Source organism: Corallococcus silvisoli, from assembly GCF_009909145.1.
GTDB lineage: Bacteria > Myxococcota > Myxococcia > Myxococcales > Myxococcaceae > Corallococcus > Corallococcus silvisoli.
The window spans coordinates 409,491-422,304 of record NZ_JAAAPJ010000007.1; the positions used below are offsets into that span (position 1 = coordinate 409,491).

General features: G+C 71.8%; 11 protein-coding genes. 5 read left to right on the forward strand and 6 right to left on the reverse strand.

Annotation, left to right across the window (positions count from 1 at the left end):
* Positions 1 to 90: 90 nt before the first annotated feature.
* Both GTY96_RS16025 and GTY96_RS16030 read right to left on the reverse strand, forming a co-directional pair.
* Positions 91 to 516, reverse strand: coding sequence for a DUF3037 domain-containing protein (locus tag GTY96_RS16025; protein ID WP_143903999.1), 426 nt, complete (start codon positions 514 to 516; stop codon positions 91 to 93).
* Positions 494 to 1,276 (reverse strand): HipA family kinase, encoded by a 783-nt coding sequence (locus GTY96_RS16030; RefSeq protein WP_143904000.1) that lies wholly within the window; start codon positions 1,274 to 1,276, stop codon positions 494 to 496. Before GTY96_RS16030 ends, GTY96_RS16025 begins: the two co-directional genes overlap by 23 nt.
* 147 nt (positions 1,277 to 1,423) lie before the next feature.
* Between GTY96_RS16030 and GTY96_RS16035 the strand changes: the two genes are divergently transcribed.
* Positions 1,424 to 1,858, forward strand: coding sequence for a MarR family winged helix-turn-helix transcriptional regulator (locus GTY96_RS16035; RefSeq protein WP_143904002.1), 435 nt, complete (start codon positions 1,424 to 1,426; stop codon positions 1,856 to 1,858).
* Positions 1,859 to 1,898: 40 nt separating this feature from the next.
* On the forward strand, positions 1,899 to 2,345 hold the full coding sequence (locus tag GTY96_RS16040; protein WP_143904004.1) for an organic hydroperoxide resistance protein: 447 nt from the start codon (positions 1,899 to 1,901) through the stop codon (positions 2,343 to 2,345).
* A gap of 62 nt (positions 2,346 to 2,407) precedes the next feature.
* Here the strand turns inward: GTY96_RS16040 and GTY96_RS16045 are convergent, their stop codons facing one another.
* Together GTY96_RS16045 and GTY96_RS16050 are read right to left on the reverse strand one after the other, a co-directional pair.
* On the reverse strand, positions 2,408 to 3,808 hold the full coding sequence (locus GTY96_RS16045; RefSeq protein ID WP_161665176.1) for a rhodanese-like domain-containing protein: 1,401 nt from the start codon (positions 3,806 to 3,808) through the stop codon (positions 2,408 to 2,410).
* The gene (locus GTY96_RS16050) at positions 3,789 to 4,685 is read right to left on the reverse strand and encodes a bestrophin family protein (protein WP_161665177.1); all 897 of its coding nucleotides are present in this window, start codon (positions 4,683 to 4,685) and stop codon (positions 3,789 to 3,791) included. Before GTY96_RS16050 ends, GTY96_RS16045 begins: the two co-directional genes overlap by 20 nt.
* 167 nt (positions 4,686 to 4,852) lie before the next feature.
* Between GTY96_RS16050 and GTY96_RS16055 the strand changes: the two genes are divergently transcribed.
* Positions 4,853 to 6,682, forward strand: a complete 1,830-nt coding sequence (locus GTY96_RS16055; protein ID WP_161665178.1) for a patatin-like phospholipase family protein — start codon at positions 4,853 to 4,855, stop codon at positions 6,680 to 6,682.
* Positions 6,683 to 6,694: 12 nt separating this feature from the next.
* Here GTY96_RS16055 and GTY96_RS16060 read toward each other — a convergent pair whose 3' ends face one another.
* Positions 6,695 to 7,933: a DUF6068 family protein gene (locus GTY96_RS16060; protein ID WP_143904012.1), complete on the reverse strand. Its 1,239-nt coding sequence runs from the start codon at positions 7,931 to 7,933 to the stop codon at positions 6,695 to 6,697.
* A 313-nt stretch (positions 7,934 to 8,246) separates the two neighbouring features.
* Between GTY96_RS16060 and GTY96_RS16065 the strand changes: the two genes are divergently transcribed.
* Positions 8,247 to 10,262, forward strand: a complete 2,016-nt coding sequence (locus GTY96_RS16065) for a hypothetical protein (RefSeq protein WP_161665179.1) — start codon at positions 8,247 to 8,249, stop codon at positions 10,260 to 10,262.
* A gap of 21 nt (positions 10,263 to 10,283) precedes the next feature.
* Here the strand turns inward: GTY96_RS16065 and GTY96_RS16070 are convergent, their stop codons facing one another.
* Positions 10,284 to 11,990 (reverse strand): amidohydrolase, encoded by a 1,707-nt coding sequence (locus GTY96_RS16070; RefSeq protein ID WP_161665251.1) that lies wholly within the window; start codon positions 11,988 to 11,990, stop codon positions 10,284 to 10,286.
* Positions 11,991 to 12,155: 165 nt separating this feature from the next.
* Between GTY96_RS16070 and GTY96_RS16075 the strand changes: the two genes are divergently transcribed.
* A complete protein-coding gene (locus tag GTY96_RS16075; RefSeq protein ID WP_186001985.1) occupies positions 12,156 to 12,812 on the forward strand; it encodes an HAD family hydrolase in 657 nt (218 codons plus the stop codon).
* Positions 12,813 to 12,814: the final 2 nt, after the last annotated feature.

The window sequence follows — 12,814 nt, forward strand, 5'->3', positions numbered from 1 at the left end:
CCAGGGCTGCCCACCCCCTTCAAGCTGGGATTCGCGAGCGCCGCCCGCGATGTGCCGACAAGCGGACGAAGCCGCTGCTCGCCTGGCCGCTCACGGAGGAGGTGCGTCCAGGCCCGGTCCCGTCGCGGGCTTCACCCGCACCATCGTGTCCAGCAGGTGCTCCAGCGCGCGGTCCGGGTCGTCGCAGAGGCCCGCGTGCACGGGGCCCGTCTGGAGCATGGTGCTCCGGGGCGCCACCAGCCAGTGCCAGCGCTCCTTCTGCGGCAGCCGCCCGATGGGCCCCGCGTCCTTCCCCCCCACGCACACGCGGCGGAAGCTCTCCAGGTGGCCGCTCAGCAGCTCCACGTCCGCGTCCGGCGACAGCGCCTTGAGCCGCGCCACGTCCAGGTCCACGCGCGCACCCAGGAAGCGGTGCTGCACGCAGAAGAGCACGACGCCCACGTTGATGAACTCCTCGCGCTCCACGCGAGGCACCAGCCGGATGATGGCGTAGTCAAACGAGCTGGGCGTGGGCACGCGTCGCCTCCTCGATGAACGCCGGCGCCGCTTCCAGCCTGCGCAGCAGCCACGTCACGTACGCCGCGCGGTGCTCCGACGCGGACGCGAACGCGGGCTCCTGGCCCAGCCACGCCTCCGGAATCGCCCCCACGATGCGCTCCACCACCTCCGGCGTCACCTTGCGCCGCAGCAGCTCCCCGGCCTCCGCGAGCGCGTTCGCCCACGGCAGCAACACGTGGTCCTTGATGGGCGCGAACCGCCCCTGGCTGCGCTCCTCCCACCCGTCCCACGAGTGGTGGAAGTACAGCGCCGCCCCATGGTCGATGAGCCAGAGGTTGCGGTGCCACACCAGGAGGTTGGGGTTCTTCGGCGTGCGGTCCACGTTCGTCACGTACGCGTCGAACGCCACGATGGCGGAGGCCACCTGCGCCTCCGGCACTGGCACCGCCAGCGGGTCGAACGTCACCGAGCGCGGCAGGTAGTCCAGCGCCAGGTTCAACCCCGCGCTCGACTTGAGCAGCTCCCGGATCTCGCTGTCCGGCTCGTTGCGCCCCAGCGACGTGTCCAGCTCCACGAACACCAGCTCCGGCACCCGCAGGCCCAGCACGCGCGCCAGCTCGCCCGCCAGCAGCTCGGCGATGAGCGCCTTGGCCCCCTGGCCCGCTCCACGGAACTTCACGACATAGAGCCCCGCGTCGTTCGCCTCCACGATGGCGGGCAGCGAGCCCCCCTCGCGCAAGGGCGTCACGTAGCGCGTGGCGGTGACCGTCCTCAGCATCCCTCGTCCTCGACAGTTCCCGGGCACTCCGGGGGTGGCGGCTGTACCACGGCCCTGCCCGGCGGGAAACACGCCGCACCCCCTCCCACCTTCCCGCCGAACTCCGATTCAGTTGCGCGCAATTCAATTGCGCACTACATATTCTCCATGTCGTCGGAAGACCTCCTCCGCCTGGACCTGCAGCTGTGCTTCCCGCTCTACGCCGCGTCGCGGGCGATGGTGCAGACCTACACGCCGCTGCTGGCGAAGCTGGGGCTGACGTACCCGCAGTACCTGGTGATGCTGGTGCTGTGGGAGACGGACGGGGTGTCGGTGAAGGAGCTGGGGGAGAAGCTGTACCTGGATTCAGGGACGCTCACGCCGCTGCTCAAGCGGCTGGAGACGCTGGCGCTGGTGCGCCGCGAGCGGTCCACGGAGGACGCGCGGTCGGTGCGCGTGTCGCTCACGTCGCAGGGCCGGACGCTGCGCCGCAAGGCCGCGGCCATCCCGGAGGCCATCGCCTGCCGCACCGGCCTCTCGCTGGAGGAGATGACCCGGCTGCGCCGGGACATCCAGCGGCTGTTCGAAAAGATTTCAAGGTAGTTCCCAGACACGCAGCAATCACTCACGAAGGAGCAACGCCATGGCCCAGGTCACGATCGCGCAGAAGCTCTACTCCACCACCGCCGTCACGCACGGCGGCCGCAACGGCCGGCTGCTGCTCACGGACAGCCCGCTGGACGGCCTGGAGCTGGCCATGCCCAAGGAGCTGGGCGGCTCCGGCAAGACGACGGCCACCAACCCCGAGCAGCTCTTCGCCGCGGGCTTCTCCTCCTGCTTCGAGAGCGCGCTGCGCCTGGTGGCGGGCAAGGCCGGCAAGAAGCTGGATGAGAAGGCCGGCGTGAAGGCGACCGTCACCATCGGCAAGACGCCCGAGGGTGGCTTCGGCCTCGCGGTGGAGCTCCAGGGCATCCTCCCGGGCATCCCCCACGAGGAGGCGCAGCAGCTGATGGAGGCGGCCCACCAGGTGTGCCCGTACTCCAACGCCACGCGCGGCAACATCGAAGTGAAGGTCTCCGTCGCGCAGTAGTCGCGGGACGCGGCCACCGGGCCCCCTCCAACGAGCGAGGGCGCCCGGGCCCGCTGGCGGGGCTACACCTTGCCCGCCTCCACCACGCGCACCCGGTCGGTGCCCTCGAAGCGCGCCTCGAAGAGGGGCAGCCCGTTGGCCAGACTCTTGAGCGTGTGGCCCAGCTGCGTGGCCGCGATGGCGTTCATCTCCGTGCGCAGCGGCTCCACCTGATGGGGCTCCAGCTTCACCCACCGGGTGAGGCGCCGGAAGAACTCCACGTAGTGGTCGCGGTGCTTGGCCGCCACCTGCGGGTGCGCGACGAACACCTGCTTGGGACCCACGGACGGCGACACCAGCGGGATGGACGTCATGTCCCAGAGGTCCTCCTCCACGTACACCGTGAGCACCGCCGCCTCGTCGTGCACGCCGGAGAGCGTGACGAACTCCAGCTCCGGCACGCCCTGCCAGCGCAGGCCGTGGTACGCGCGCAGGAACGCGCGCACCAGGTCCGGCCGCACGCCGTAGTCCTGGGGCCGCGTGAGCATCAGCTTCAGGTGGCCGCAGCCCAGGTGCGCGGGCTCCAGCAGGCGCTCCAGCACCGTGGGGCGCAGCTCCACCGGCGGGTGGTCCACGAAGGCGTGCCACCCCGCCTCATCCTTCAGGTCGGGCAGGCGGTGGGCGGAGAGCCCCGGGTCGCTCGCGAGCGCCGCCACCAGCGTCTCCCACGCGTGCGTGTCGGTGTGCATGTAGAAGCGGCCGAACACCTCCAGCTCCTGGAAGAGCACCTCCTCCACCGTCTTGTCGTCGAACAGGGCGCCGGTGACGCGCTCCACGGCGGCGAGCGCCAGGAGGAACTCGCCCGCGTCGCCGCCCGGCGTCCCGATGACGCCCTGCTCGTCGCGGCCGTCCACGCACGAGCGCCGGCCCGTCATCAGCAGCGCGGACAGCCGCGCCCACCGCACCTGGCTGGGGTCGCCCACGTGCCGCTCGAGGTGCTCCTTCGTCAGCGGCCCCGCGCTGGGGCCCTCCTCCGGTGCGAAGGCGGGCGCGGTGAGGCTCCGCTCGAAGGGGGCCGCGCGGCGCGAGGTGGAGTAGCCCGCGGTGCGCCAGGCAATCATCCCGCCCGCCAGCGCCGCCACGTACCGCATGCCCAGCGCGTGGAGGTACTGCGCCGCGAGCCCCGCGCGCCGCCCGCTGTGCGACACCAGCACCACGGGCACGTCCGGGTCCAGGTGTCTGGCGACCTCCGCGATGCGCTCCAGGGGCACCCACAGCGAGCCGGGGATGTGGCCCATGATGCCCGTGAGCTCCTCCTTGTCCCTCAGGTCGATGACGCGCAGGGCCCGCCCCTGCTCGGCGACGAACTGCACGGGCACGCGGGGCGTCATCGCGCCGCTGGCGCGCAGCTCGGCCTTCCACTTGAGCTGGAAGAGGACGGTGTTCACGTGGGGGGCCGGGGCTTCAGGTGGCGGAGTCGTCATGGGCTTTCAGGGGAGGCTCCGGCAGGAACGCCAGCAAGGTGGACTGGATGCCCTGGCAGATGCTGTCGAGCGGCAGGTCGTTGTCGTCGACGCCGAAGGGGTCTTCGATTTCGACGCCAATCTCCTCGATGCCGAAGAAGACATACGCCACGAGGAAGGTGGCCAGCACCGTCACCCAGCCGAAGGTGTCCACCAGCGCGAAGGGCAGGGTGAAGCAGTAGAGGATGAGCGCGCGGCGCAGGTGCACCATGTACGCGAAGGGCATGGGGGTCTTGTGGATGCGCTCGCACCCGCCCAGGTAGTCAATGAGCAGCTGCACGTTCTGGTCGAGCTGCATCTGCACGTACTCCGGATACAGCCCCTGCTTTCGTCCTTCGTCCAACACGGCCGTCATCCTGCGGGCCACCGCCAGGGGCACGTGCTGGCCCGCCAGCGTCTGTTGGACGTCGGACGGGGGCAGCAGGTCCGCCTGGCTCCCCAGGTGCCGCTGCTGGCCGCGCAGCCACGCGGCGGTGGCGAAGGGGAACGTCGCGGTCCAGCGCACCAGCGGCGCGAAGAGCGGCGTGGGGCCCAGGAAGACCTCCGCCGCACGCAGCAGGTTGCGCGTCTCATTGACGATGCCGCCCCACAGCTTTCGGCCCTCCCAGAAGCGGTCATAGGAGGCGTTGGTGCGGAACACGAGCAGCAGGCTCAGCGCCATGCCCGAGAGCGTGTGCACCGTCGGGGCGACGCCCACGTTTCGCACGTTCTGGGAGAAGGCCACCACCGCGACCGCCCAGACGACGCACAACAACACCCGGCCGACGATTTCCCTCACCATCGAACCACGGAGGTAGTGGAAGTAGCTCCACCAGCGATGCGGGTCATACTCAACCATCTGTCTTTTCCGCCTCCCAGATGGGGGCGCATGCTAGCCGCACCGCGCCGCGTCGCGAGCGGCGCTTTGCGCGATTGCGGATGACAGACGGTTCAAGTGATGGCCGGGGCTCGGGCGGTTCGATTAAGGAGGAGGCAGGCTCGGTCATCCCAGAAGGAGGCGTCCTCATGCGCCGTCACCCCACGCTCCTGTTGACGTTCCTCCTCGCCACGGCGAGCGGTTGCAGCTTCCTGCGGACGGACATCGTGTTGGACACGCTCAACGCGCCCTCCAATCCCGCGGACGCGCCCACGCGGGTGCCGGCGGTGGAGCGCGTGGCGGGGCTGACGTACGCGCAGTTGACGGACGCGTACGTGGACACCGGGCGCGCGGGCACGTGGATGGAGGCGCTGGGCGCCTCGCCGGACGTGGTGCTGGACATGACGGCCTGTCTCGTCCAGCGCGCCGGAGGCGACACGGCGTCCTGCTATGAGAATGACGCGCGCACGGGCTTCGTCGACCGGGTGGTGAAGGCGTCGGCGTGGGGCGTGCCGCTGCCGGTGCAGTCCTTCTCCGTGGCGGCGCCGTCCGAGGAAGAGGTGGACGCGGAGCGCTTCCTCTCGAACGCGATGGGCATCGGGCCGTCGCTGGCGGCGTTGCAGCAGACGCTGCAGGTGCCGCTGCCGCGCGAGGTGCTCGCGCAGGGCATCCAGCAGGGCGCGGCGTCCGCGGCGGCCTACGTGCGGGCGCGGACGTGGCGCAGGGACCTGCGGCGGCCCACCAACGCGGTGGTGTTGAGCGGCGGCGGGGCCAACGGCGCGTTCAGCGCGGGGGCCATCTGGCGGCTGCTGGGCATCCTGGAGCAGTGCCGGGGCAAGCCCGCGCCGGAGGGGTGCGGGGACGCGCGCATCGACCTGGCGGCGGGGACGAGCACGGGCGCGCTCATCAGCACGCTGGTGGACCTGTTCCACACGCCGGGCCAGGAGGCGAACGCGCGCCGGCTGTTGATGGGCAACTACACGTGCACGGTGGAGTCGGACCTGTACTGCGTGAACTCCACGTGGCTGTGGAACCTGGCGGACGACACGCGGGGCCTGGTGCGCTTCGACGGCATGTACACGAAGCTGGATCAGGTGGTCCACCCGGGGATGTTCCACAACGGCACGGAGCTGGTGTCGGTGTCGGTGGACTTCCAGACGGGCGACGTGTTCGGGGTGAGCGACCAGGACCCCGCGGACTTCAAGGCGGGGGCGACGGACGCGGAGCGCAAGCGGGGGATGACCCGGGCCATCGTGGCGTCCATCGTGGAGCCGGTGCTGTCGGATCCCGTCACCCGGCTGCCGTCGGCGTCGGGTCATCGCACGGGGACGTATTACGACGGCGGGGTGCGCTCGGGGCTGCCGCTGCTGCAGGCGGTGCAGCGCGGGGCGGAGCGGGTGCTGGTGATCTCGACGGGCGCCCCGACGCCGGCTCCGGCGAATGACCCGAAGAACGCGGTGGACGTGCTGCTGCGCACGATTGAGCTGTTCTCGGCGCAGCCGCGGGTGGCGGAGGTGCAGCAGGCGGAGCTGCTCGCGGTGACGCGGCGGCTGGGCGAGTACAACGTCTGCACGCTGCGCGGCGCGACGGAGGACTTCTGCCGCCGCAAGGGCCCGGGCTTCCAGCCGCCGACGCTGGTGGCGCCGGAGCCGGGGCAGGCGGTGTGGATGGGGGCGGCGCGCTTCGACCAGGTGGCGACCAGCTGGCGCAGCGCGTGGATGTTCAAGCCGGAGTCGGGGCTGGAGACGGCGAGCGGCTACGCGTTCTCGCCGGAGGTCATGCAGCCGCTCTTCGTGGCCGGGGTGGAGTCGTTCCAGAAGCGGTGCCGCGAGGTGATGGGCCTGTTCGGCGTCCAGGGCACGCTGGCGGCGCACGAGTGCGCGCGTCAGGTGGAGGAGGTGGCGGACGAGGCGCGCGACGCGCTCCCGTCCGTGGCGCAGTGCCGCGCGAACAAGCCGGCGCGCCGCACGTGTGACTGACGACGGCGGGGCCTACTTCCCGCCGTCCACGACCCACCGCCCCCAGCCCGCCAGCGAGGCGCCATCCTCGGCGACGCGCGGGCCCTTGGCTGGGGCGCGGAAGACGGTCTCCGACAGCGCGGTGAAGCGGGCTTCATCCGCGAGCCCGTGGAGCGCGGCGCCCCACGGTTCGGCGGCGTAGGTGGCGACCTGCGCGCGGCGCTCGAGGCCCTCTCCCAGGGGGGCTTCGAAGACGACGGCGGGGATGGGGTGCTGGCCCACGGTGAAGGTCTCGCGGCGCGCCGGCGGGGTGCCAGCGGCGACGGGGGGCCACTGCCGCGGCAGGCGGATGGCCTCGCTGACGGTGGTGAGCAGGGCCTCTTCCAGGGGCGTGGCTTCGGCCTCCAGGAAGTTCGCGCACGGGGCGTCGCCGGTGGGGCCGGTCGCTTCCTTGCGCAGGAGGAAGCCGCGCTCGGCGCCCAGGCAGACGCGGCGCACGGAGGGCGTGCCGGAGACGTCCTGGCGCACGTCGTACCAAGTGCCGGGGCCCCAGGGCCGCTCGAGCGCGGGGAGGGCGCCCACGGCGTCGGTGCCCTGGCGGAAGGACACGAGCGTGAGCTGCTGGCTGCCGCTCACGCCGAAGCCGGAGAGGGTGGTGCTGGCATCGAGCAGGCCGTGGGTGAGGTAGAGCGGCCCCGGCTTCGTGGCATAGAGGCGGTTCTCGAGAGGGCCGTCGCTGGGGCGGCGGTCGTCCAGGAAGCGCTGCGCGTCCCAGTCGCGTCCGGCGGCGGTGGTCTGTTCGGTGGAGCGCTGGCCCCGGTGTTCGGTGTCCCAGGGTTGTGTCTGCTCCATGCGCATGGGCAGGACGCGGGGCTGGGACAGGCGCGGGTGGGGCAGGGGCTTGCCCTGATCATCCGTGAACGTGACGGTGAGCCATGCCCACGGGGCCTGGACGGCGACCACCTCCAGGCTGACGTGGCCGGCCACGCCCGCGCCGCGCTCCGCGCCGGGACGGCCCCGGTGGGCGGAGAAGGCATACTCCACGCGGTCGCCCACGCGGGCGCGCTGCCATGGCGAGGCGCTGGTGACGGAGGAGACAGTCCCCGCGTCCTCCTGCTGCGCGACAGCGATGGGCGGTGGCGCGACGTCGGGCTGCTCGGTGGCGGTGGTGCCATTGGCGGGGGACGTCGCGCGAGGCTTCATGCTCTCGCAGCTGGTTCCCAGCGCGAGCGCGGCGCACAGGAGGAAGGGCCTGAAGGAAGTGCGGTGCATGCGGTGGTCCTCGGGAGGGACAGGCACGCTAGATAACCGGAGCCCGATGCGGTCCCGCGCGGACCGTGGGTCGCCGTGCGGGGACAACGTGTCCTTGTCGACAGGAGTGGGCCGTGGGCGACGCCGTGAAGTCCCCGCCACGGAGGCGGCGAAGCGCTTGGCGAGGGTTTGCTCGAACCGGGCCTTCGCGGCGCGCCTTGTCTGCCATTGAGGCATGGAGAGGCGTTTCCGCCAAACAATGCCTCCTGGTGGCAACCATCGCCCCAGCGCTGTTAGACCCTCACCCCTGTTCCCCGCTTCCGGAGCCCCGCGCATGCCCACGCCCCTGTCCATCCGCCGAGTCGTCCTCTACAAGCACGGCGTCGGCTACTTCGAGCGCCGGGGCAAGGTGACCGGCAGCGAGACCGCGCACCTGGACTTCAAGGCGCGCGACATGAACGACGTGCTCAAGTCCATGACCGTGCTGGACCTGTCCGGCGGCTCCGTGTCGGCCGTGAGCTACGACTCCACCAAGCCCCTGGAGCAGCTGCTCTCCGAGGCCACCATCCGCATCCCCGAACATGGCAGCCTCACCGCGCTGCTCGGCCAGGTGAAGGGCGCCCGCGTCCGCGCTCGCGTCGGAGGTGCCCAGGTGGAGGGCGCCATCGTCGGACTCGAATCCCTTCCCGTCGTCCAGGGTGAGGCCAGCGTCGTGCGCCCCTTCCTCACGCTGCTCGTCGGCGCCTCGCTGCGCACCTTCGACGTGCTGGAGCTGGGCGAGCTGGAGTTCCTCGACGAGGCCGTGCGCAAGGATCTGGAGTTCTACCTGGCCACCGTCATGTCCTCGTACAAGAAGGACTCCAAGCGGCTGTCCATCCTCACCGCCGGAGAGGGCCCGCGCGAGCTGTTCGTCAGCTACGTGCTGGAGTCCCCCGTGTGGAAGACCAGCTACCGCATCCTCCTGGACGAGGCGAAGCCGCCCCTCCTCCAGGGCTGGGCCCTGGTGGACAACACCGGCGACGAGGACTGGGTGGACGTGGAGCTGTCGCTCATCGCCGGCCTGCCCGTGTCCTTCGTCCACGACCTCTACAACCCCCGCTACCTGCGCAGGCCCATCGTGGAGGTGCGCTCGGAGACCGGCGTCGCGCCCGTCATCCCCGAGGAGGCGCACGAGAGCGCCTTCGCACCCGACATGGACTCCGAAGGCGGCTTCGGCAGCCGGGGCGAGGCCCCCATGTCAAGCATGGGGCCCGTGGCCGCGTCTCCCGCGCCCGCCCCGCGGCGCAAGGGGGGCCCGGGCGCCGTGGGGGGCGGCGGTCCGCGCATCATGCGTGAGCGGCTGGAGCAGAGCACGCAGGTGAAGACCGTGACCAAGGAGGTGGGCGACCTCTTCGAGTACGGCGTGGACCGCCCCGTGACGGTGCACCGCAACCAGAGCGCGCTCGTGCCCATCCTGCACCGCCCCTTCGCGGGCCGCCGCGTGCTGCTCTACAACCGCGCCACGCGCGAGAAGAACCCGATGGCGTGCATCGAGTTCAAGAACACCACCGGCCTCACGCTGGAGGGCGGCCCCGTCACCATCACGGAGGACGAGACCTACGTGGGCGAGGCGATGCTCGACACCCTCAAGCCCGACGACGTGCGCTTCGTCCCCTACGCCGTGGAGCTCTCCTGCACCGTGTCCGTGGAGGAGGACCAGGAGGACGGCCCGGTGTTCCGCGCGCAGCTCCACCGGGGCACCCTGGTGGTCGAGTTCTACCACCAGCGCCGCACCAAGGTCCTCGCGCGCAACAAGGCGAAGCGCCCCCAGGTGCTCTACGTGGAGCACCCGCGCACCGGCTGGGAGCTGAAGGACACGGATGTCCCCGCGGAGACCACGGACGGCTTCTGGCGCTTCAAGCGCGACCTGGCGCCGGGCGCCTCCGACACGCTCACCGTCACCGAGCGCACCCGGGGACAGCGCCAGTACCACATCGGCAACCTGGGGTTGGACCAGGTGGCGTTCTTCCTCGACTCGCGCTTCATCGACCCGCGCGTCGCCCAGGTGCTGCGCGACGTGGTGGCGGTGCGCGAGACGCTGGCCCAGCTCACCCGCGACGGCCAGCGCTTCAACGAGGAGCGCACCCAGCTCTTCAAGGACCAGGAGCGGATCCGCGCGAACATCGACTCGCTCAAGAGCGGCGCCTCCCAGCGCGAGCTGGTGGAGCGCTTCGTCACCAAGCTCAACGCGCAGGAGGACCGGCTGGAGACCATTGGCCGCGAGCTGGAGCGGCTGGAGCAGGAGCGCGCCCGCCTGCAGGAGGACGTCAACCAGCGCATCCAGTCGCTCGCCTACGAGGCGGACCTGTAGGCCCGCCCCGGGGCGCCCGCGCTACTTCGCGTCCGCGCGGAACACCTCGCGGCCCGCGACCACCGTCATCCGGACCTGCGCGGTGAGCAGGTCCGCAGGTGGCGCGTCCACCGGATCCACCGACAGCGCCACGAAGTCCGCGTCCTGGCCCTGCTTCAGCCGGCCGCGCCGGTCCTCCGCGAACGACGCGTAGGCCGCGCCCACCGTGAAGCCCTCCAGCGCCTCCATTCCGCTCAGGCGCTGGTCGGGCTGCCATCCCCCGGGCGGCTGGCCGCTGGCGTCCTGCCGCGTGCGCGCCGCGTACAGCCCCGCGAGCACGTCCGGCCGCTCCACCGGGAAGTCGCTGCCCAAGGTCAGCACCGCGCCCGCGGCCTTCAGCTTCTGCCACGCATAGGCGCCGTGGATGCGCTCCGGGCCCACGCGCGTCTGCGCCCAGGGCATGTCGCTGGTGGCGTGCGTGGGCTGGACGCTCGCCACGAAGCCGTTCGCGCCCAGCCGGGCGATGTCCTGCTCCGTCATGATCTGCGCGTGCTCCACGCGGTGGCGGCCGTCCTTCTTCCCGGTGGCCTCCATCTCATGCAGCAGCGTGTCCAGGACCAGCGTGTTGGCGCGGTCGCCAATCGCATGCGTCGCGACCTGGAAGCCCCGCGCGACGAAGGCGTGCACGCGCGCGGCGTACTCCTCCGGCGACAGGAGCAGCAGTCCCTGGTGGCCGGGCTCGTCGCTGTAGGCCGCGTGGAGCGCCGCGCCGCGGCTGCCCAGCGCGCCGTCCAGGGTGAGCTTCACCGCGCGCATCGTCAGGAGCTTGCCTTGGAAGGGACCGTCCTTCAGGTACTGCTCGCGGTCCGCCGTCTGTCCATCCGCCATGGCGTAGATGCGCAGGGGCAGGGTGCCCGCCTTGTCCCAGTCCTGGAGCAGCCGGAAGGTGCGCAGGTCCATGCCCGCGTCGTGCACGCCGGTGAGGCCCACGCGCGCGCAGTGCTCCAGCGCCGCGGTGAGCCGCGCCGCGCGCTGCGCGTCCGTGGGCGCGGGCAACGCCGACGCCGCCAGGTCCATGGCGTTGTCCACCAGCACGCCGGTGGGCTCGCCGTCCGGGCCGCGCAGGATGCGGCCGCCTCGTGGATCCTTCGTGTTCCGATCGATGCGCGCGCGGCGGAGCGCCTCGCTGTTGAGCCACAGCGCGTGGCCATCCACGCGCCCCAGCGCCACGGGAGTCCGGGGGAACGCCGCGTCCAGGTCCGCGTGCGTGGGGAAGGCCTTCTCCGGCCAGTGATTCTGGTCCCAGCCTTGTCCCAGCAGCCACTCGCCCTGGTACGCGGTGGGGGGCGCCTTGGACAGCCGGTCGCGCACCTCGTCCCGGGTCGCGGTGCCTTCCAGCCGCACGCCCACGAGCGCGCTCGCCAGCCCCGCCAGGTGCCCATGCGAGTCGGTGAGGCCGGGCACCACCGTCGCGTCGCCCAGCTCCACCACCCGAGCGGTGGGGCCCACGGCCGCCAGGACCTCCTCACGGGTGCCCACGGCGAGCACCTTGCCGTCACGCACCGCGAGCGCCTGCGCCTCCGGCCTCGCCGCATCCAACGTGCGGATGCGCTTCGCCACGTACACCGTGGGCACGCCGGGGACGGCCGGATGCTCCGAAGCCGCCGCCTCTGGCACGCGCTTGGAGCAGCCCGCCGTGCCCACCAGCAGGAGCAGGGCTCCCAGGGTCCAACCGAGACGTCCTCGCATCATCCGCGCACCCGCTCCTAGCAAGCGGCCCCGGGCATCCGTCCCGGGGCATCGCGCGCGGCACTCTGACGCACGCGGTGCGCGCCGGCCAGTCCGGACGCCTGCCCGGTGGGCCTGGATGAGGACCGCGCCGCACAACCCGTGCACGACGCTCGCGGACGGCGTATGGAACGGCGCGTGAACACGGTCATCTCGCGCGGAATCCTCTTCGACCTCGACGGCACGCTGGTGGACTCGCTGCCGGACATCATCGACAGCTTCCTCCACGGCTTCACGCACCATGGCCTGCCGGCGCCCTCCGTCGCGGAGGTGCGGGCGCTCATCGGACAGCCGCTGGAGGCGATGTACGCGCGCTTCGCGCCCGCGCACGTCACCTCCCTCTGCGTGGCCTACCGCGAGCACTACCCGCTCCACTTCCACAAGCGCTCGCGGCCCTTCCCCGGCGTGGAGCGCGTGCTGCGCACCCTGCGCGAGCGGGGCTACCTGCTCTCCGTCGCCACCACCAAGCGCGGCGACATGGCCCGCCGCTTCGTGAACGCCATGGGGCTGGCGGACCTGCTGCACCACGTGCAGGGCACGGACGGCTTCCCGCACAAGCCGGCGCCGGACGTCCTCCACCACGCGCTCGCGGCGCTGGGGACCGGCGGGCTGTGGATGGTGGGGGACACCACGCTGGACCTGCGCGCGGGGCAGGCCGCGGGCCTCAAGACCTACGCCGTCACCTGGGGCACCCACTCCCACGAGGAGCTCGCCAGCGCCTCGCCGGATGAGCTCCAGCCCGACCTGGAGCGGCTGCTGCACCACCTGCCCCCGCTCGGCTGAGC